General features: G+C 69.2%; 22 protein-coding genes. 19 read left to right on the forward strand and 3 right to left on the reverse strand.

What is annotated here, in order from left to right; translation table 11 throughout:
- Nucleotides 1-9: 9 nt before the first annotated feature.
- From PARN5_RS0117000 to PARN5_RS0117025, 6 genes are all read left to right on the forward strand, one after another.
- Entirely contained in the window at nucleotides 10-855 is an 846-nt protein-coding gene (locus tag PARN5_RS0117000; protein WP_018000972.1) for an ABC transporter permease, read from the forward strand.
- Nucleotides 852-1,670: an ABC transporter permease gene (locus PARN5_RS0117005; RefSeq protein WP_018000973.1), complete on the forward strand. Its 819-nt coding sequence runs from the start codon at nucleotides 852-854 to the stop codon at nucleotides 1,668-1,670. The genes PARN5_RS0117000 and PARN5_RS0117005 overlap by 4 nt, the downstream gene beginning before the upstream one ends.
- Before the next feature lie 5 nt (nucleotides 1,671-1,675).
- On the forward strand, nucleotides 1,676-2,758 hold the full coding sequence (locus PARN5_RS0117010) for an ABC transporter ATP-binding protein (protein ID WP_026155526.1): 1,083 nt from the start codon (nucleotides 1,676-1,678) through the stop codon (nucleotides 2,756-2,758).
- Between the two features lie 417 nt (nucleotides 2,759-3,175).
- Complete coding sequence (gene glf, locus PARN5_RS0117015) at nucleotides 3,176-4,321, forward strand: UDP-galactopyranose mutase (protein ID WP_018000975.1); 1,146 nt, start codon at nucleotides 3,176-3,178, stop codon at nucleotides 4,319-4,321.
- Between the two features lie 27 nt (nucleotides 4,322-4,348).
- Complete coding sequence (locus PARN5_RS0117020; protein ID WP_018000976.1) at nucleotides 4,349-4,534, forward strand: hypothetical protein; 186 nt, start codon at nucleotides 4,349-4,351, stop codon at nucleotides 4,532-4,534.
- Between the two features lie 27 nt (nucleotides 4,535-4,561).
- Nucleotides 4,562-4,903 (forward strand): hypothetical protein, encoded by a 342-nt coding sequence (locus PARN5_RS0117025; protein ID WP_018000977.1) that lies wholly within the window; start codon nucleotides 4,562-4,564, stop codon nucleotides 4,901-4,903.
- A 41-nt stretch (nucleotides 4,904-4,944) separates the two neighbouring features.
- On the opposite strand, the gene PARN5_RS0117030 is transcribed toward PARN5_RS0117025, so the two are convergent.
- A complete protein-coding gene (locus tag PARN5_RS0117030; protein ID WP_018000978.1) occupies nucleotides 4,945-5,226 on the reverse strand; it encodes a hypothetical protein in 282 nt (93 codons plus the stop codon).
- On the opposite strand from PARN5_RS0117030, the gene PARN5_RS0117035 reads away from it, so the two are divergent.
- The 11 genes from PARN5_RS0117035 to PARN5_RS0117085 all read left to right on the forward strand — a co-directional run bounded on the left by PARN5_RS0117035 (nucleotide 5,225) and on the right by PARN5_RS0117085 (nucleotide 13,248).
- On the forward strand, nucleotides 5,225-5,431 hold the full coding sequence (locus tag PARN5_RS0117035) for a hypothetical protein (protein WP_018000979.1): 207 nt from the start codon (nucleotides 5,225-5,227) through the stop codon (nucleotides 5,429-5,431). The two genes, PARN5_RS0117030 and PARN5_RS0117035, sit on opposite strands and share 2 nt — an antisense overlap.
- A 246-nt stretch (nucleotides 5,432-5,677) precedes the next feature.
- On the forward strand, nucleotides 5,678-6,241 hold the full coding sequence (locus PARN5_RS23680; protein WP_157404072.1) for a glycosyltransferase family 2 protein: 564 nt from the start codon (nucleotides 5,678-5,680) through the stop codon (nucleotides 6,239-6,241).
- Between the two features lie 294 nt (nucleotides 6,242-6,535).
- Nucleotides 6,536-6,664: a hypothetical protein gene (locus PARN5_RS25160; protein ID WP_018000981.1), complete on the forward strand. Its 129-nt coding sequence runs from the start codon at nucleotides 6,536-6,538 to the stop codon at nucleotides 6,662-6,664.
- A gap of 21 nt (nucleotides 6,665-6,685) precedes the next feature.
- Entirely contained in the window at nucleotides 6,686-6,982 is a 297-nt protein-coding gene (locus PARN5_RS22990; RefSeq protein WP_026155527.1) for a glycosyltransferase, read from the forward strand.
- Nucleotides 6,943-7,491: a hypothetical protein gene (locus tag PARN5_RS22995; protein ID WP_026155528.1), complete on the forward strand. Its 549-nt coding sequence runs from the start codon at nucleotides 6,943-6,945 to the stop codon at nucleotides 7,489-7,491. Before PARN5_RS22990 ends, PARN5_RS22995 begins: the two co-directional genes overlap by 40 nt.
- A 75-nt stretch (nucleotides 7,492-7,566) precedes the next feature.
- On the forward strand, nucleotides 7,567-8,199 hold the full coding sequence (locus PARN5_RS0117060; protein ID WP_018000982.1) for a GntR family transcriptional regulator: 633 nt from the start codon (nucleotides 7,567-7,569) through the stop codon (nucleotides 8,197-8,199).
- 119 nt (nucleotides 8,200-8,318) lie between these two features.
- A complete protein-coding gene (gene bioB, locus PARN5_RS0117065; protein ID WP_232419482.1) occupies nucleotides 8,319-9,296 on the forward strand; it encodes a biotin synthase BioB in 978 nt (325 codons plus the stop codon).
- Entirely contained in the window at nucleotides 9,293-10,417 is a 1,125-nt protein-coding gene (locus PARN5_RS0117070) for an 8-amino-7-oxononanoate synthase (RefSeq protein WP_018000984.1), read from the forward strand. Before bioB ends, PARN5_RS0117070 begins: the two co-directional genes overlap by 4 nt.
- A complete protein-coding gene (gene bioD / locus PARN5_RS0117075) occupies nucleotides 10,414-11,025 on the forward strand; it encodes a dethiobiotin synthase (RefSeq protein ID WP_018000985.1) in 612 nt (203 codons plus the stop codon). Before PARN5_RS0117070 ends, bioD begins: the two co-directional genes overlap by 4 nt.
- Entirely contained in the window at nucleotides 11,022-12,275 is a 1,254-nt protein-coding gene (locus PARN5_RS0117080) for an adenosylmethionine--8-amino-7-oxononanoate transaminase (protein ID WP_018000986.1), read from the forward strand. The genes bioD and PARN5_RS0117080 overlap by 4 nt, the downstream gene beginning before the upstream one ends.
- Nucleotides 12,262-13,248, forward strand: coding sequence for a beta-ketoacyl-ACP synthase 3 (locus tag PARN5_RS0117085; RefSeq protein ID WP_026155529.1), 987 nt, complete (start codon nucleotides 12,262-12,264; stop codon nucleotides 13,246-13,248). Before PARN5_RS0117080 ends, PARN5_RS0117085 begins: the two co-directional genes overlap by 14 nt.
- 51 nt (nucleotides 13,249-13,299) lie before the next feature.
- On the opposite strand, the gene torT is transcribed toward PARN5_RS0117085, so the two are convergent.
- Nucleotides 13,300-14,385: a TMAO reductase system periplasmic protein TorT gene (gene torT / locus PARN5_RS0117090; protein WP_018000988.1), complete on the reverse strand. Its 1,086-nt coding sequence runs from the start codon at nucleotides 14,383-14,385 to the stop codon at nucleotides 13,300-13,302.
- 76 nt (nucleotides 14,386-14,461) lie between these two features.
- On the opposite strand from torT, the gene PARN5_RS22515 reads away from it, so the two are divergent.
- Nucleotides 14,462-17,284, forward strand: a complete 2,823-nt coding sequence (locus PARN5_RS22515; protein WP_157404073.1) for an ATP-binding protein — start codon at nucleotides 14,462-14,464, stop codon at nucleotides 17,282-17,284.
- On the opposite strand, the gene PARN5_RS0117100 is transcribed toward PARN5_RS22515, so the two are convergent.
- Nucleotides 17,281-17,985: a response regulator gene (locus PARN5_RS0117100; RefSeq protein ID WP_018000990.1), complete on the reverse strand. Its 705-nt coding sequence runs from the start codon at nucleotides 17,983-17,985 to the stop codon at nucleotides 17,281-17,283. The two genes, PARN5_RS22515 and PARN5_RS0117100, sit on opposite strands and share 4 nt — an antisense overlap.
- Nucleotides 17,986-18,161: 176 nt before the next feature.
- Between PARN5_RS0117100 and PARN5_RS0117105 the strand changes: the two genes are divergently transcribed.
- On the forward strand, nucleotides 18,162-19,106 hold the full coding sequence (locus PARN5_RS0117105; RefSeq protein ID WP_018000991.1) for an ABC transporter substrate-binding protein: 945 nt from the start codon (nucleotides 18,162-18,164) through the stop codon (nucleotides 19,104-19,106).
- Nucleotides 19,107-19,135 lie beyond the last annotated feature (29 nt).

The raw sequence follows: 19,135 nt of genomic DNA on the forward strand, positions 1-19,135 counted from the left end.
GCCTGCCCGATGCGCCGTCCCGTCTCGCTTTACGGACTGACCTTCTCGCTGCCGCTGCTGATCTGGCAGCTTCTGTTCTTCGTCTTCCCGCTGGTCTTCCTGGTCGCGCTCAGCTTCTGGACCGTGCGCAACTTCCGGCTCGAGGCCGGGTTCGACACGGTGAACTGGGTGACGATGTTCGGCCGCCCGGTGTTCTGGCAGGCTTACGGCACCACGCTGGCCATGGCGGCAGCCGCGGCCGCCCTGACCAGCGCGCTGGCCTTTCCCTGCGCCTATGCCATCGCCTTCAAGCTGTCGCCCAAGGCACAGCGATGGGCGGTGTTCCTGATGGTGATCCCCTTCTTCACCAGCTATCTGGTGCGGGTCTATTCCTGGCAGGTCTTCCTGTCGGATGCCGGCATCATCAACGTCATGCTGGGCTGGCTGGGCCTTGGCCCGTTCGGCCTTCTGAACACCATCGGCGCGACGATGGTGGGTTATCTGACGCTGAGCTTTCCGCTGGTCGTCCTGCTGCAACTGTTCAGCCTGGCGTTCATCGACCGTACGCTGATCGAGGCCGCGCACAACATGCGCTGCGGGCGGCTGCGCACGGTCTTTGCCGTGGTGATCCCCTCGGCCCGGGTCGGGCTGGTGATCGCGGCGCTGTTCAGCTTCATCCTGTGCTTCGGCGATTTCGTCAGCCCGATCTACCTGGGCGGGGGCGACCCGACCACGCTGTCGATCCTGATCACCGACACCACCAAATCCGGCCAGCAATGGCCCCGCGCGGCGGTGATCGCCCTGACGATGATCGCGACGCTGATGGTCGCGGCCTTCCTGGCCGTCCGCTTCGCCTACAAGGGCCGCACGAAATGAACGAACTGAACGAACTGAACCGCAATCCGCTGATCGAGGCCGGGCTGAAGCTCTATGTGATCCTGGCCTATCTTTTCGTCTTCGCGCCGATCCTGGCGAGCTTCGTCTTCTCCTTCAACTCGGACCGCTTTCCCTCGATCCCGCTGGGGCATTTCTCGACCGAGTGGTATCGCGCCGTCGCCTCGGACCCGCTGGTCTGGGAGGGGCTGCGCAACACGCTGGGGATCGGCCTGGCGGTGGGGGTGATCTCGACCGTGCTGGGCTTCGGCGCCGCCTATACCGATTACCGCTACAAGTTCCTCGGCAAGCAGATTTATCTGGCGCTGGCGCTGCTGCCGCCGACCATTCCGGTGGTGATCATGGGGCTGGCGATGCTGGCTTACCTGTCGCGCATCGACCTGTCGGGCAATGCGCTGTCGGTCATCATCGCCCATGTGGTGATCTGCGCCCCCTTTGCCATGGCGGTGATCCGGCTGCGGCTGTCGCAGATGGACCCCTCGCTGGAGCCGGCGGCCTGGAACCTCGGCGCCTCGGAATGGGCGACGATGCGCCATGTCATCATTCCCTTCACCCGGCCGGCGATCCTGGGGGCGCTGTTCATCACCATGGCGGTCTCCTTCGACGAATTCGCCATCGCCTGGTTCGTCTCGGGCCTGAACGAGACGCTGCCGGTCAAGGTGCTGGGCTTCCTGCAAGGCCAGGTCAGCCCGCGCATCAACGCCATCGGCACCTTCGTCTTCGTGACCTCGATGACCCTGGTGATCCTCGCGCAACTGCTGCTGTCGGGGCGCGGCCCCGCAACCGACAAGGAATGAACCCGATGCAAGAACCCCTGGTCTCCTTCGAGGGCGTCGCCAAGCGTTTCGGCAGCTATACCGCCGTGCAGAAGATGGACCTGCAGATCCACAAGGGCGAGTTCCTGGCCATCATGGGCTCGTCCGGCTGCGGCAAGACCACGACGCTGCGCATGCTGGCCGGGCTGGAGGCGCCCAGCGAGGGCGTGATCCGCCTGGCGGGCCAGGCCATCAACGACCTGCCGAGCTGGAGCCGCGACACGCCGATGGTCTGGCAGAGCCTGGCGCTGTTCCCCTTCCTGAGCGTCATCGAGAATGTCGAGTTCGCGCTGAAGATGCGCGGCGTCGGGCGCGCCGAACGGCGCCGCCGGGCCGGGCAATGGCTGGAGCGCATGCAGATCGCCGAATTCGCCGGCCGCAACATCGCCCAGCTCTCCGGCGGCCAGCGCCAGCGCGTCGCGCTGGCCCGTTCGCTGGTGGTCGAGCCCCAGATCCTGCTGCTGGACGAGCCGCTTTCGGCGCTGGATGCGGCGTTGAAGGTGCGGATGCAATCGGTGCTGAAGACCCTGCAACGCGAAACCGGCATCACCTTCGTCTATGTCACCCACAGCCAGTCCGAGGCCTTCTCGATGGCCGACCGCGTCGTCATCATGTCCCGCGGCAAGATCGAGCAGATCGGCACGCCGCAGGAAATCTACCGCCGGCCGCGCACGCGCTTCGTGGCGGATTTCCTCGGCTCGTCCAACATCTTCACCGGCCAGGTCAAGCGGGACGCGGACGGACGGCCTGTCATCGCCACCAGGAATGGCGATTTCGCGCTGCCCGGCGGCGCGGCTGTCCCGCCGGGACAGGCGGCCAGCCTGACCGTGCTGGACACCCGGATGCAGATCCACCCCGACGCGGCCCCGCCGGCGGCGAATACGGTAGAGGCGCGCATGATCGGCGAGGAATTCGTCGGCGCCACCGCGACCATCTATTTCGAGACCGGCGACGGGCAGGAGATCAGGATACAGAAATCGCATGAGGAACTGGCAGATCTTCCGCTGGCCGTGGGCCGCGCGTTCCACCTGTCCTGGGCGCCCGATGACGGGCATCTGGTGCCGGAATAAGCCGGAGGGCGCCGTGTCCGGTCCCCTGGCCGGCGCTCCTGACCGCTATTTCCATGCCGCGTCATATGGCCTGTTCTATACCGGGCGGCTTTGGTCGGCGCGAACTTGTGATCCTTCGCAGATCGCCTCCGAAAGACCGGCAAGCGGCACGAGACCATCATCGTAACCTGGTGACGGCTTCGGGGCTCGATGCGCTCATGATCGCCCCGGCCGATCCATGTCAAAGCATCCCCGGGGCGCGGACAGAGAGTGCGTGGTCCGGCCTCGGGACGCTGACCTGCCGGGCGATTGCAATGGTAGACAATCAGGCTAGTTTACGCCCCGCGGTGTCCCGCCACCTGGCCCGCGATCGGACGGCTGTCCGCCTTGCCGGCCATAGCCATGGTCAAGCGCGGGACGGCGGCGAAAGGAGCAGGGATGAAGATACTTCTGGTCGGGGCAGGGCTCTCTGGCGCGGTCATCGGGCGGGAACTGGCCCGGGCGGGCCACCAGTGCCATGTCGTCGACAGCCGCGCCCATATCGGCGGCAATTGCTACACGGAACGCGATGCCGACAGCGGCGTGATGATCCATGTCTATGGCCCGCACATCTTCCATACCGACGATCAGCAGGTCTGGGACTATGTGAACGGCTTCACCGAATTCGTGCCCTTCCAGAACCGGGTCAAGACCACGGCGCAGGGGGCGGTCCATTCCCTGCCGATCAACCTGCTGACCATCAACCAGTTCTTCGGCAAGACCTTCCGCCCGGACGAGGCACGAGAGTTCCTGCTGGAAAAGGCCGATACCACCATCAAAAACCCCCGCAACTTCGAGGAACAGGCGCTGCGCTTCGTCGGACCCGAACTCTACGAGGCGTTCTTCAAGGGCTATACCGAAAAGCAATGGGGCTGTTCGCCCCGCGACCTGCCGGCCAGCATCCTCAAGCGGCTGCCGGTGCGCTTCAACTATGACGACAACTATTTCTTCCACCGCTTCCAGGGCATGCCGCGCCACGGCTATACCGCGCTGGTCGAGGCGATCCTGGACCGGCCCGGCGTCTCGGTCTCGCTGCGCACCCCCTATCGGCCGGAGATGGCCGCCGATTACGACCATGTCTTCTGGTCCGGCCCGCTGGACGGGTTCTTCGGCTACAGCCTCGGCCGGCTCGGCTATCGCACGCTGGATTTCCAGCGTTTCGAGCATGACGGCGATTACCAGGGCTGCGCCGTGATGAACTACGGCGACCGCGAGGTGCCCTATACCCGCATCACCGAGCACAAGCATTTCGCGCCCTGGGAAGAGCACCGCAAAAGCGTCTGCTATCGCGAGTTCAGCCGCGCGGCCGGCCCGGACGACATCCCCTATTACCCGATCCGGCTGGTGGACGAGATGACGCTGCTGGAAAACTATGTCCGGCTGGCCGAGGCAACGCCGGGCGTGACCTTCGTCGGCCGGCTGGGCACCTATCGCTATCTCGACATGGACATCACCATCCGCGAGGCGCTGGACACGGCCGCCGATTTCCTGGGGCGCCTCGCCGCCGGCCGGGAGCCGGCCCGCTTTTCCCGCCCGCCGATCTGACACCGGCGCCGCACAGCACCCTTCGCGATGAAACGGACGATCTTTTCCAGCCCGACCTGCCAGGCTTTCGTCGTCCACCGTGCCGCCGGAACCGTGGTGGCGAGCTTTGCCCAGCGCACGGAGCCGGCCCCCGCCGATTTCGCGGGCGAGACCATGCTGGCCGGCACCGAGCACGCCTATTGCTGCATCCGCGCGCTGGCGAACGACTGGTAGGTCGCGCCGGAGCTCGACGCCTGCCTGATGGCGGTGGCGGGCGCGTTGCGCGCCTGTCGGCGGGTCGTTCTCTACGGCTTTTCCATGGGCAGCTATGGCGCGTTGATTTCGGCCCGGGTGCTTGGTGCGGATCGCTTGGTGCTGATGGCGCCCGTCGCCGATATCCCCCCGGACAGGGATCGGCGCTGGATCGGCGTCTACGACCAGAGGACCGGACCGCGGTCATGTCGCGGACCTGAACGGCGCTGGCCGGTGCAAGAGATCCTGACCGCCCCGCTCCGGGCATATGGTGCTGCGTTCCTGAACAACGGCGGCATCCTGGGCAGCATCGCCCAGGCGCTGTTCGATCCCGTCGTCGACATCGCCTGATTGCAGGCCCGGGTGACCGCCTCGAGAAAGCACAACAGCTATTACATCAGCGAACTGGCCCGCACGCTGTCCCGGCACCGGCTGCTGAAAAAGCCCTGCTGCAATATGCCCTGCGCCGGTTTCCCGAGGACGCGACGGCCCGGCTGGACTATGCCGGCGCGCTGGCCGATGAGGGCCAGCACGCGGAAGCGGCCGAGCTGATCCGCGCGGCGGTCGCCCGAAACCCCGGCGCGGCCGTCCGCGTGCCGGGGATCCGGGCGCTGGCGCAATATGCCGAAACCGGCGGCAGCCCCGACGCCGTGGCCGACCTGAGCGCGCGCCATGCGACGGCCGCGCCCGCGCGAGGCGCAGCTGCGCTATACCCGCTTCCTGCGCCACAGCCGGCGCCCTGACCAGGCATTCCGCGCGCATGACGCCTTCATGCAGGGCTGGCCGTTCTCGGCCCAGGGCTTCTTCGAGCGCGGGCTGATCTTCGAGGCGCGACCTGCCCTATATGGCCGAGACGAGTTATCGCCGCGCTCTGGCTGAAGACAAGGGTTTCCACCGGGCAAAGCGGCGGCTGCACCTGATCGACGCACGCGGCTAGGGGTGAGGCCGCCCTTCGGTCGCTCGCGATCGGGCCCTTGGCCTGCGGCCGGCTCGGTCGCAGCGGTTTTCTTCTCTCGCGAGCCGGAAATGCGGGAATGCATTTCCATGAAACGGCCCCGGCTTTGGAATGGAGGCAGGCCGGCTGCGGGGTTACATCCGGTGCAATCGTTAACGCCGGATCGCGCAATGCTCTGCCGGGCGCCAGGTTTCGCCGGAAAGAAGCGCGCAGACGGGCCGACAAGGAGGCTGTCATGTCATTTTGCCGTTCCGCTTGCAGCTTCCCGACCCATCGATCTGTCGATCATCGTTCCGGTCTACAACGCCCGGGACCATCTTCGGCCGCTTGTCGAAACCTGCCTGGGCCTCGACAGGCTTCATTGCGAGATGCTGCTGGCCGATGACGGCTCGTCGGACGGCAGCGCCGAAGAGATCGAGCGGCTCACCGCCGCCATTCCGCAAGTGACGGCCCTGCACAAACCCGCCAACCTGGGCGCGGGTCATGCGCGCAACCTGGCCTGGCCACATGCGCGCGGCCGCTACACGCTGTTCTTCGACGCCGACGACCGGCTGCATGGGGAGGCGATCGCGCCCACGCTGGCGCGGATGGATGCCGAGCCCGACATCGACACCGCCATGCTGGCCTGTCGCTACCAGCGCGATGCGGCCGGCGGCTTTACTATCCCTGGAACAAGATCCTGCGCACCGCGCATTTCCGCGAGGCCGGGCTGCGCTTCGGCGCGACCAAAGTGAACAACATCTTCGGTCACTGGTATTCGCGGCTCTTCGCGCGCCGGGTGCTGCTGGGCAGCCAGGTGATCTGCACGCATATCGTCTATCCGGGCGGCCAGAACCTGACCAACCGCTTCAGCGCCGACCGGCTGCAGATGTTCGACGCGCTGGACGAGACCTATGATCTGCTGCTGGCGCACCCGGCGCTTCATCCACCATTTCTGAGGCCTTTGCGCCACGCTGGCACAATGGGGCCGCCGCGGCGTCGGGCATCGGCTGGAATTCGAAAGCCGCTATCGCGACCTGATCAGCCGCATGGAGATCGAGGATTTCGCGCGCATGCGCCTGGTCCAGGCGCCGCAGATCGCGGATCGCTTCGTCAAGGAACTCGTCGGCCAAGGGAACGGACGTGCCCAAAGTTTCCATCATCGCCACGGCCCATGACATCGAGCGCTACATCGCCGAATGCCTGGGCTGCATCACCCGCCAGACGCTCGAGGATATCGAGATCATCGTCGTCGACGACGGTCCGGCGACTCGACCCCGCAGATCATCCGCGACTTTGCCGCCCGCGATGCCCGCATCCGCCCGATCCTGCTGCCGACCAACAGCATCGGCGGCGTCGCCACGGCGGCCAATGCCGGCATGGAGGTGGCGACCGGCGACTTCATCGGCTTTGCCGATGGCGACGACCGCTATGCCCCCGAGATGTTCGAGAAGCTGTGGCGCGCCGCACCGAATCCGATGCCGACCTGGCGATGAGCCGCTACATGCTGCTCGACGAATCCGACGGCCTGCTGAAGGAGCCGGCCGAGACCGGGCGCTGGTCGCCCTATCCCCAGGCCACGACCCTCGACCTGACCCCGGCCACCCGGCGCGAGATCCTGCGTTTCATCTCGGTGCCCTGGCGCAAGCTCTACCGCCGCGACCTGGTCGAACGGGCCGGGCTTCGCTTCCCGGTCGGCGACTTCTTCTTCGAGGACAACCCGTTTCACTGGATGGCGGTGATCGAGGCCGAGAGGATCGCGCTTGTGCCCGAGCGGTTGTGCGAACATCGCGTCGCCCGCGCCGGCCATACATGGCCACCGTGGACGAACGGCTGCTGCGCATCTTGCGGCACCGTGACATCATCCGCGACTGGCTCGACGGCGCCGCCCACAGGTGCCCGGTCGATCCGGGTGTCCGGAGAGATGATCCGAGCAATGGTGAACCTCGCGCGCTGCACCGTCCGTCCGGGTCGTTCGACCGCGCTGCGGGCACGGCTCGCTTGAAGGCCGCGCGCCAGGCTTGAGCGGCCTGGCGTCTCAAGCTAGGTCTGGCCGGATTGCCATCATGCGCAGGACCGGATGACCCGCTCGCCCGACCCCACCCTTGCCGACCGCGTCTTTGCCGCCCTGTCCCGCCAGATCGAGGCGGGCGAACTGGCCCCCGGCCAACGGCTGCGCCAGGACGAGATCGCCGCCGCATTCGGCGCCAGCCACGTCCCCGTGCGCGAGGCGTTCCGGCGGCTCGAGGCCGAGGGGCTGGTGGAATCGCTGCCGCGCCGGGGCGTGCGGGTGGCCCTGGCCGACCGCGCCGCCCTGGCCGAAGCCATCGAGATGCGCGCCGCGCTGGAGGCACTGGCCCTGCGTCACGCCGCCGAGGCCTATCCGCCCGGCCACCTGGCGGTGCTTGCCGAGGCCGATCATGCCTGCTCGCGGGCCGCCACCCCGGCCGAATGGGAGGCGGCGAACCAGAGCTTTCACAGCCTCCTGTTGCAGGGCTGCCCGATGCCGCGCCTGATGCAGACCATCGAGCGGCTGCAGCTTTCGGCCAGCCGCATGGCCCGGCAACTGGGCGCCGGGCATCCGGCGGGCCTGCCGCGCGAGGACCGCGACCACCGCGCCATGCTCTCGGCCCTGCAAGGGCGCGACATCGACCTGGCCGCGCAGATCCTGTCCCGCCACATCCGGCGAGGCCTTAGGCTGAATTATAGATAATTAATCCCATCCGCGCGCGGCAATGGACAGGAGGTAGATTTCTCGGCACATATTGGCGCGGGAATCGGAATTTTTATAGATAATTTCCCGCGTCGAAAGGGAGAGCCATGCCGAAAGACCTGCCGCGCACCGCCCTGCGGACCGACTGGACCCGCGCCGAAGCCGAGGCGATCTATCACCAGCCCTTCATGGACCTGCTGTTTCAGGCGCAGAGCGTGCATCGCGCCAATTTCGACCCCAACCAGGTGCAGATGAGCCGCCTTCTGTCGGTCAAGACCGGCGGCTGTGCCGAGGATTGCAGCTATTGCAGCCAGTCGGCGCGCAATGGCTCGACCTTGCCGGCCTCGAAGCTGATGGAGATCGAGCGGGTCCTGTCCGAGGCGCGCAAGGCCAAGGCAGCGGGCGCCACCCGCTATTGCATGGGCGCCGCCTGGCGCGAGCCGAAGGACCGCGACATGGCGGCCATCGAGGCCATGGTGCGCGGGGTGCGCGCGCTGGGAATGGAAACCTGCATGACGCTGGGCATGCTGTCCGACACCCAGGTCTTGCGGCTGAAGGATGCGGGCCTGGATTACTATAACCACAACATCGACACATCCGAGGCGTTCTATCCGCAGGTCATCACCACCCGCAGCTTCGCCGACCGCCTGGACACCCTGGCCCGCGTGCGCGAGGCCGGGATCAAGGTCTGCTCCGGCGGCATCTTGGGCATGGGGGAAACCGCGGGCGACCGCATCGACATGCTGCTGGCGCTGGCCACGCTGCCCGAACACCCGCAAAGCGTGCCGATCAACATGCTGATCCCGATGGCCGATACGCCGCTGGCCGAGGCGGCTCCGGTCGATCCCTTCGATTTCGTGCGCGTGGTGGCCTTGGGCCGCATCCTGATGCCGGCCAGTTACATGCGCCTGTCGGCCGGCCGCACGGGCATGAGCGACGAGATGCAGGCGCTGTGCTTCCTGGCCGGTGCGAATTCGCTGTTCATGGGCGATACGCTGCTGACCGCCGCCAACCCCGCCGAGGACCGCGACCGCCGGCTGTTCGACAGGCTGGGCCTGCGCCCCGAGGCCCCGGCCCGGGACGGCGCCGAAGCATGAGCCCGCTCGACGGCCAGCGCGGGCTGCTGGAAGCCTTGGTGCAACGCCGGCGGGCGCGGGCGTTGCAGCCGGTTTCGGGCGTGGATTTCGCCTCGAACGACTATCTGGGGCTGGCGGGGTCCGACCTGCTGCGCGATCTGGCGCGCGATGCGCTGGACCGCGGCCATGCCCCCGGCGCCGGCGCGGCGCGGCTGCTGCGCGGCAATCATGCGGCATTCGCGGCGCTGGAAACGGCGGCGGCGCAGCATTTCGGCAGCGGCGGCGCGCTCTATTTCGGGTCCGGCTATGGCGCCAACCTAGCGATCTTTTCCAGCCTGCCCGCCGCGCGCGACCTGGTGCTGCACGATGCCCTGATCCATGCCAGTGCGCTGGACGGGATGCGGCTGGGGGCGGCCGAAACCCGTAGCTTTCCCCATAACGACCCGGGCGCCGCGCGCGACGCCCTGCGGCGCTGGCGGGCCGAAGGGCGGCGCGGGCAAGTCTGGCTGGCGGTCGAAAGCCTTTACTCGATGGACGGCGATTTTGCCCCGGTCCGGGCGCTGGCCGATCTGGCCGCCGAGGAGGGTGCCTTCCTGATCGTGGACGAGGCCCATGCGACGGGGATCTGGGGACCGCAGGGCAGGGGCCTTGCCGCACCCTGGGCGGGGCGGGAAAACGTCATCACGCTGCACACCTGCGGCAAGGCCCTGGGCGTGCAGGGCGCGCTGGTCTGCGCCGATCCGGTGCTGATCGCCACGCTGGTCAACCGCGCCCGCAGCTTCATCTATTCCACCGCGCCCTCGCCGCTGCTGGCCGAGGTCCTGCGCGGTGCCCTTGCCCATCTGGCCGCCGATTCCACCCGCCGCGATGCCCTGCTGGCCCGGGTGGCGCGGGCGGGCGACCTGGCGCGCGGTATCGGCCTGGTGCCCTCGGGCAGCCAGATCCAGCCGGTCATCCTGCCCGGCGACGCCCGCTGCCTTGCCGCCGCCGCGCGGTTGCAGGCGCTGGGTTTCGACATCCGCGCCATCCGCGCGCCCACCGTCCCCAAGGGGGCCGAGCGGCTGCGCCTGTCGCTGACCCTGAACCCCGAGGATCCGGCGCTGGCCGCCGTCTTTGCCGCGCTGCACGAGGTGATCCGATGACGGCCTTCGTCGTGACCGGGACCGATACCGGCATCGGCAAGACGGTGTTTGCCGCCGCCCTGACCGCCCGCCTGCAGGCAAGCTACTGGAAGCCGGTGCAGTCGGGGCTGGAGGGCGAGACCGACAGCGAAACCGTCGCCCGCCTGTCCGGCTGCCCGGTTCTGCCCGAAGCCTGGCGGCTGGCGCTGCCCGCCTCTCCGCATCTCTCCGCCGCGGCCGAGGGCGTGACCATCGACGAGGCCGCCCTGACCCTGCCGCCCGCCCGGCCGCTGGTGATCGAGGGCGCGGGCGGGCTGATGGTGCCTCTGAACGACCGCGCCAGCTTCCTTGACGTCTTCGCCCGCTGGCAGCTGCCGGTGATCCTTTGCGCCCGCACCGCGCTCGGAACGATCAACCACAGCCTGCTTTCCATCGCCGCGCTGCGCGCCGCCGGGGTGCCGCTGCATGGCGTGGCCTTCATCGGCCCCGAGGCGCCCGCGGTGGAATCGACCATCTGCCGCATGGGCGAAACCCGCCGGCTTGGCCGGCTGCCCCTGCTGCAAAAGCTGGCCCCCGGCAGCCTGCGCACCGCCTTCGACGCCTGCTTCCCCTTGGACCGCTTTTCATGACCACGAGCCCGATCTGGCACCCTTTCACCCAGCACGCGCTGTTTCCCGCCATGCGCCCGATCGCCAGCGCGCAAGGCGCCTGGCTGACCGACGCCACGGGCCAGCGCGTGTTCGACGCCATCTCGTCGTGGTGGGTGGTGACGCATGGCCATTGCCACCCGCATATCGTGCAGGCGATCCAGCGGCAGGCCGGGCGGCTGGACCAGGTGATCTTTGCCGGCCACACCCATGAGCCGGCCGAGCGCTTTGCCGAAAAGCTGCTGGCGCGCCTGCCCGACGCCCTGACGCGGCTGTTCTTTTCCGACAGCGGCTCGACGGCGGTCGAGGTGGCGATCAAGATGGCGCTCGGCCATTTCCGGCACCGGGGCGAAGGGCGCCACCGCATCGTCGTGATGCAGAACGGCTATCACGGCGATACCGTCGGCACCATGTCGGCGGGCGAGCGCGGCGCCTTCACCCAACCCTATGACCCGCTGCTCTATGCCGTGGACCGCCTTCCCTTTCCCGCGCCGGGGCAGGAACAGGCGACCCTGGACGCGCTGGAGCGTTTTGCCCGCAACCCCGAAACCGCCGCCCTGCTGCTGGAGCCGCTGGCGCTTGGCGCGGGCGGCATGCTGTTCTATCCCCCCGGCGTCCTGGCCCGGATGGCGGCGATCTGCGCCCGCCATGGCGTCCTGCTGATCGCCGACGAGGTGATGACCGGCTGGGGCCGCACCGGGCGCTTCCTGGCCTGCGATCACGCCGGCGTGGTGCCCGATATCCTGTGCCTGTCCAAGGGCATCACCGGCGGCCACCTACCGCTGGCCGCCACGCTGTGCCGCGAGGAGATCTACCAGTCGCATTTCTCGACCGACCGGCGGCGCACCTTCTTCCATTCCTCGAGCTATACCGCCAACCCCATCGCCTGCGCCGCCGCCCTCGCCAATCTGGAATTGTGGGAGAGGGAGCCGGTCCAGGCCCGGATCGACGCCGTCGCCGCCGCGCAGGCCGAGGGGCTGGCAAGGCTGGCGGCGCATCCCGGGATCTCGGGCGCGCGTCAGCTGGGCACGATCCTTGCGGCGGAAATCGGCGGCCCCGGCCGCTACATGGCCGAAACCGGCCCGGCGCTGCTGCGCTTCTTTGCCGAGCGCAACCTGCTGATCCGCCCCCTGGGCAATACGGTCTATCTGCTGCCGCCCTATTGCAGCACCCAGGCCGAGCTCGGCGCCTGTCACGACGCCATGCTGGAGGCCGCCGATGTCCTTGGATGATGCAGCGCGCGGCGTGGTCATGGCGGGGTTTGGCCACTACCTGCCCGAGCGGCGGGTCGATAACGCCGAGATCGAGGCCGATCTGAACCTGCCGCCCGGCTGGATCGCCGCGCGCACCGGCATTCACAGCCGGCATTATGCCGCGCCGGATCAGGCGGTCAGCGATCTTGCCGTGCCGGCCGGGCGGATGGCGCTGGAGCAGGCGGGGTTGGCGCCGGGCAGCATCGGCCTGCTGCTGCTTGCCACCTCGACCCCCGATCACCTGCTGCCGCCGACCGCGCCTCTGGTGGCGCATCGCCTGGGCCTTGGCGCGGGGGCGATGGACCTGGCCGGGGCCTGCGCGGGCTTCCTGCAGGCGCTGGTGCTGGGGGCCGGCCATGTCCGGGCGACGGGGCAGGCGGTGCTGGTCATCGCCGCCAACATCCTGTCGCGCCGCATCGCGCCGGGCGACATCGCGACCCGCGCCCTGTTCGCCGATGCCGCGGGCGCCGTCGTGCTGGCGGCGTCGTCCGATCCCGCCAAGGGGCTGCGGGCCTCGGTCCTGCGCTCGGACGGGGCGGGCTATGACCTGATCCGCATCGCCAATGGCGGCTCTCGCCAGCCGTTCCGGACCGGCGATGCGGGGCTCGCGATGGACATGCCCGACGGCAGGGCCGTCTTTGCCCGCGCGGTCGAAGGGATGACGACATCCAGCCAGACGGCGCTGCGCGAGGCGGGCCTGACCGCACCCGAGATCGCCACCTGGCTGGCGCACCAGGCCAATGGCCGCATCCTGGCGCAGGTCGGCGCCCGGCTGGGGCTGGACCGGGCCGAATGCCTGGGCACGCTGGCCCGCCATGGCAATTCCTCGGCCGCCACCATGCCCCTGGCCCTGTCGTGTCGCGCCGCCGAGGGGCCGCTGCCTGCCGGCCCGATGCTGATGACCGCCTTCGGCGCGGGGCTTCTGTGGGGCTCGGTCGTCTGGCAAGCCTGAGGCCGCTTCGGCGAGCGGCGCGCCGATGCAGCTTCCGGCGCATGGCCGCTCTCAATCCTCGCCGTGATAGGAAAACCGCGCCGAGAAACTGGCCGGGGCCAGGCTGGCGTCATGGTCGAAATCCGCCGTCGTGCCGGGCGTGACCGTGACGATGGCCGGGCCGGCGTGGCGAAAGGTCAGGCTGTGCTCCAGCGCGCGCACCGCCATCTCGATGCCCAGCCGGCCCTGCATCACCGGGAAATCCGTCGGTGCTGCCAGGATGCGGCCGCGCATGATGCCGCGAAACACGCCGGGGCTGATATAGGTCGAGATGATGCCGACCCGGTCCAGCTCGCCGCGCGCCCGCAGGATCGAGATCGCCACCTCGGCCATCGGGCCGCTGCCGACCAGATAGTCGGGCGCCGGGCCCTCGGCCAGCAGCTGCTCGACCAGCTGGGCCTGGGCCTCGCGGCCGGTATCGCCGTAAAGCACGCTGGTCACGCGGGCGGAACTGTCGGCAATGGCGGCGCGGAAGCCGTCCTCGACGAAGCCCACCCAACCCGCGCCGCGCGGGCCGGGGAACCAGGCCACGCTGACCGGCGGGCTGCCCTTGGGGTGGCGGCGGGCCAGTTCCAGCCCGGCGGCGCGGCCCATCTCGCGCCAGGGCACGCTGGCCTTGGCGGTGATCGGCCCCGGCTCGATGTCGTTCACCACGGCGATGATCGGCTTCTGCCGCGCCAGCTCGCTCAGCACCGGCGTCAACCCGTCATAGGAGACCGTGCCCACCACCACCGCGTCATAGCGCGGATCGGCGCAGGCGTGCAGCTGCGCGATCTGCCGCGCCGGGTTGGGATAGCCGCCGGCCTCGAACAGGTCGAAGCCGACGCCCAGCCGGCGCGATTCCTCGACCATGCCGTAATTGACGCCCAGCCAATAGGCATCCTTCAGATGCGGATAGAGCACGCAGAGGTTCCAGGGCCGCGCGGCGTGCTCCAAGGGCGCATAATCCAGTCGGACCGAGGGGCTGTCGTCCCGGAAGGGCTGCGAAAACACCTGCAGGGGCCAAGTCTCGGCCCGGGCCGGGCCAGCAGCGAGCAGCAGGGTGGCGACGGCCGCAAGGGCGCGCAGGCATCGGGCTGGGAAGATGGCGGTCGACATGGCGGTGACTTCGGCCCCGGTTCCGATTAGCCTTGGCCGGCCCGCTGCGGGCATCCGGCAGGGCGGAGGGTAGTGCTTGGGGCTGTTCACGCGCAAGTCGCGATTGGGTTGGCAGCTTTTGCTGGCCTTTGTGGTCATCGCCGGCGCGCCGGGCCTGATGGGCGTGCTGGGCTGGCTGGAGCTGCGCGACCTGGCGGACCGGCAAAGCCGGCTGATCGCCCAGACCATCCCCGCCATCGCCGAGGTGCGCGGCTTTGCTGAGGAAAGCAGCCGCGTCGTCGCCATTGCCCCGGACCTGGCGGCGGTGACCGACGACCATGTCCGGCGCGAACGTGCGGCCTTTCTGTTCGACCAGGTCGATGCGCTGCGCGACCGCATCCGGCGCTATGAAAGCACCGGCCAGCCGCCCCCGGCGCCGCTGTCGCGTTCGGAATCCGAGGTGCGGCAGGGCATCGCCCGGCTGGACCAGCTGGTGCAGCGCCGGCTGGCCGCCGAGGCCGACCAGCGCCGCCGGCTGGAGGAGGGGCTGACGGCGACCACCGAGCTTCTGGAGATCACCGACACGCTGGCCGCCAATGTCGAGGTGGCGGTCTCGGCCGGGGTGGCCAGCCTCTATGACCTGTGGAACCGGCGTGAGACGCTGGCCGAGATGCTGGACAAGCTGATCGAGGTCGACCTGTTCCAGCTGGGCCAGATGTTCGAGCTGCGCGGCCATGTCGCCGGAATCGCCCTGCTCCTGAACCGCATCGGCGAGACCCGCAGCCAGCACGACCTGGAGCAGCTGCGCGCCGAACTGGCGGCGCGCCTGGGCGTGGTGACCCGCCGGCTGGAAACGGTGCCCGACCGCAGCCGGGCCGAGCGGGCGCTGGCGCTGTTGCGCGGGATCACCCCGGCCGCGGCCTCGCCGCCCGGGACCGAGGATTTCCCCGGCCTGACCGCGCGGCTGATCGCGCTGGACGCGCAGACGGCGGCGGCGCAGGCCGAGTTGCGCGACGCGGCGCTGCGGCTCGACACCCAGGCCGCGGCGCTGGCCGACAGCATCGTCGGCCGGGCCACGCGCGCCGGCGAGGCGGCGCAGGCCGCCATCCGCCGCACGCTGATCGTCTCGGCCATCGGCTCATTCCTGGCGCTGATGGTCTCGGCCGGGGTGGTCTGGTTCTATGTCCGCGGCAAGATCACCCGGCGGCTGGACGCGCTGGCCGCGCGCATGGGCGGGCTGCGGGCGGGCGACCTGCACGAGGAGGTGGTGCCGCGCGGCGAGGACGAGATTTCGCGCATGGAGCAGGCGGTCGAGGTCTTTCGCCTGCAGGCGCTCGAGAACCGCGCCCTGGCGGCCGAACGCGACCGCAATCTCGAGGAGCTGCGCCGCCACCGCGAGGAGCTGCGCCAGCTGGTCGACGAGCAGACCGAGCGGCTGCGCGGCGAGGTTGCCGCCCATGCCGAGGCCCGCGCCCATGCCGAGGCCGCCGACCGCGCCAAGTCGCAGTTCCTGGCCATGATGAGCCACGAGATCCGCACGCCGATGAACGGCGTCCTGGGCCTGCTGCACGGGCTGATGCAGGACGACCTGGCGGGGCGGACCCGCGACCGGGTGGTGGCGGCGCTGGCCTCGGGCGAGGGGCTGATGTCGCTGCTGAACACGCTTCTGGACGACGCCAAGTCGCTGGACGGCGACATCGCGCTGCGGCCGGCGCCCTTCGACCCGGCGGCGCTGGTGCGGGAAACGGCCATGCTGATGGCGGCCTCGGCGCAGGACAAGGGGCTGTGGCTGCGCATCGACGCGCCGGATTGCGGCTGGCTGATGGGGGACGCGGCGCGGCTGCGGCAGGTGCTGTTCAACCTGCTCTCCAACGCGATCCGCTTCACCGCCGCGGGCGGGGTCGATCTGCGGTTGCGGACCGAGCCGGGTCCGGCCGGGATCGTGCTGGTGCTGGAGGTCGCCGATACCGGCAAGGGCATCGCGCCCGAAGCGCAGAAGCGGATCTTCGGCCTGTTCGAGCAGGAGGATCCCGAGACCGCCCGGCGCTATGGCGGCACCGGCCTGGGGCTGGCGATCAGCCGCCGGCTGGCCGAGGCGATGGGCGGCACGCTGTCGGTGGAAAGCGCGCCGGGGCAGGGCGCGTTGTTCCGGTTCCGCGCCGGTTTCCCGCCGGCCGAGGCCCCGGCCGCCGCCGCGCCGGCCGCCCCCGCCCGCCCGCTGCGCCTGCTGGTGGTCGAGGACCACCCGGTCAACCGCATGGTGCTGGACGGCTACCTGGCCGAGGCGGGCCATGCTTTCGCGATGGCGGATTGCGCCGAGGAGGCGCTGGCCCGGCTGGACCAGGACCGTTTCGACGCGGTGCTGATGGATGTGAACCTGCCCGGCATGTCGGGGATCGAGGCGGCGCGCGCGATCCGCCGCCGCGCCGAAGGCCTGCCGGTGATCGGCATCTCGGCCCATGTCCAGCCCGAGGAAATCGCCGCCTGCCATGCCGCCGGCATGGTCGAGGTGCTGTCGAAACCCCTGGCTCCGGCCGATCTGCAGCGCGCGCTGGCGACGGTCCGGCCGAATGCGGAGCCGGTGCCGGCGGCCGTCCTGGCCCCGGCGCTGGCCGACCTGCCGCCGGCGCAGGTGGCCATGCTGGCGCGGCTCTATCTGGACGGGATGGCCGGCGACATGGCGGCGATCCAGGCGGCACTGGGGCAGGGCGATGCCACGGCGGCGGCCCGCGCGGCGCATCGTTGGCGCGGGGCCAGCGGCAATTTCGGCCTTTCCGACCTGACGGCGGCGCTGGAGCGTTTTGAATGCGCCCTGGCCGACGGCACCGGCGCGGCGGGCGCTCTGTGGGACGATCTGGCCGCCCTGGCCCGGGCGGGCGCCGAGGCGATGCGGCGCGAGCTTGCCCTGTTGCCGGCCTAGCTCAGCGCGGCGGTAAAGACATAGCCCTCGCCATGCGCGGTGCCCAGGATGCGCGGTGCCTTGGGGTCGTCGCAGAGCTTGCGCCGCAGCCGGCGGATCAGCACGTCCACCGTGCGCTGGCTGCTGTCATCGACCCGGTGGGTGATATTGGCCAGCAGCCGGTCGCGGTCCATCACCACGCCGGGATTGCCGACGAAGGCGCGCAGCAGCTCGAATTCGGCGCGGGTCAGCGACACCAGCGCGCCGGAGGTGTCGTAAAGCTGGCGCCCGGCGATGTCGAAGCGGAAGCCGGCGAATTCCACCGTGCGCCGCGCCATCTGCCGCATGGCCGCCGTGCGCCGCAAGAGGTTCTTGACCCGCGCCGCCAGCTCGCGCCGGTTGAAGGGCTTGCAGACGTAATCGTCGGCGCCCAGTTCCAGCCCGACGATGCGGTCGACCTCGTCGGTGCGGCCCGACAGCAGGATGATGCCGATTTCCGACCGCGCGCGCTGCTCGCGGGTGATCTCCAGCCCGTCCTTGCCGGTCAGGTTGATGTCCACGATCAGCAGGTCGGCCGGATCGCTGCCCAGCACGCGGTCCGCCGCCTCGGCGCTGGCGCATTCCGTGATTCGGTGGCCGAAGGATTGCAGATAGGCGGTCAGCGCCCCGCGGGTGACGGGCTCGTCCTCGATGATCACGATATGGCTGGCTCGGCCGGTCATCGGCGGTTTCCCTGGCTGCTCCCTGCATTCTGTTAACATTTTCTCACATCATTCCATAGCCCATTCATCACAAGGGCCTGACACGTTCACATCCGGATCCTAGCGTCGAAGGACGAAGGGTGGCCATGCAACCGCCCGCCTGCCCGCGAAACAGGGCGCTTCAACAGGGAAAGACCATGAAACACACAGCTCTGCTGCTTGCTTCGGCAGCGGCCCTTTCCGTCACGGCCTCGCTGGCGCAGGCCGCCGATTCCTCGGACCCGATCGTGATCCCGACGCATAACTGGTCCAGCCAGATCGTGATGAGCCATATCGTCGGGCGCATGTTCGAGGAACTGGGCGATTCGGTCGAATATGTCTCGTCCGACAGCCAGACGGTCTATGAATCCATCCGGCTGGGCGACGTGGCGCTGGAGGTCGAGGTCTGGGAGGGCGCGTTCGGCGCCGCCTTCAACGCCGCGCTGGCCAAGGGCGGGCTGCATGACGCCGCCACCCACGAGGCGGTGACGCGCGAGGACTGGTGGTATCCGCTGTGGACCAAGGAGGCCTGTCCGGGCCTGCCCGACTGGAACGCCCTGAACGATTGCGCGGCGAAATTCGCCACCGCCGAGACCGGCGACAAGGGCCGCTTCCTGGGCGGGCCGGTCGACTGGCTCAAGCATGACGCGGAAAAGGTCGACGCGCTTGGCATGAACTTCACCGTGGTCAATGCCGGCTCGGCCGCCGCGCTCTGGGCCGAACTGGCCGCGGCCGAGAAAAGCAAGACCCCCATCGTGCTGTTCAACTGGACGCCGAATTTCGCCGAGGCGGTCTGGCCCGGCGAATTCGTCGAGTTCCCGAAATGGGAAGAGGGCTGCGACAAGGATCCCGCCGTCGGCCCGATCCCGGACAAGGTCTATGACTGCGGCAACCCGGCGAACGGCTATCTCAAGATCGCCGCCTGGGACGGGATGAAGGAGAAATGGCCCGCCGCCTATGCCGCGCTGGCCAAGGTCACCTTCACCAATGCCCAGATCGCCGAGATGGCCAAGCTGGTCGATGTCGACGGCATGGAACCCGAGGACGCCGCCGAGGCCTGGATGGAGAGCAACGAGACGGTCTGGAAGCCGTGGCTGCAATGAACCAGCTGCTTTCGCCCGATCGGCTGGCC

The sequence above is a fragment of the Paracoccus sp. N5 genome (genome assembly GCF_000371965.1).
In the GTDB taxonomy this organism is placed as follows: Bacteria; Pseudomonadota; Alphaproteobacteria; order Rhodobacterales; family Rhodobacteraceae; genus Paracoccus.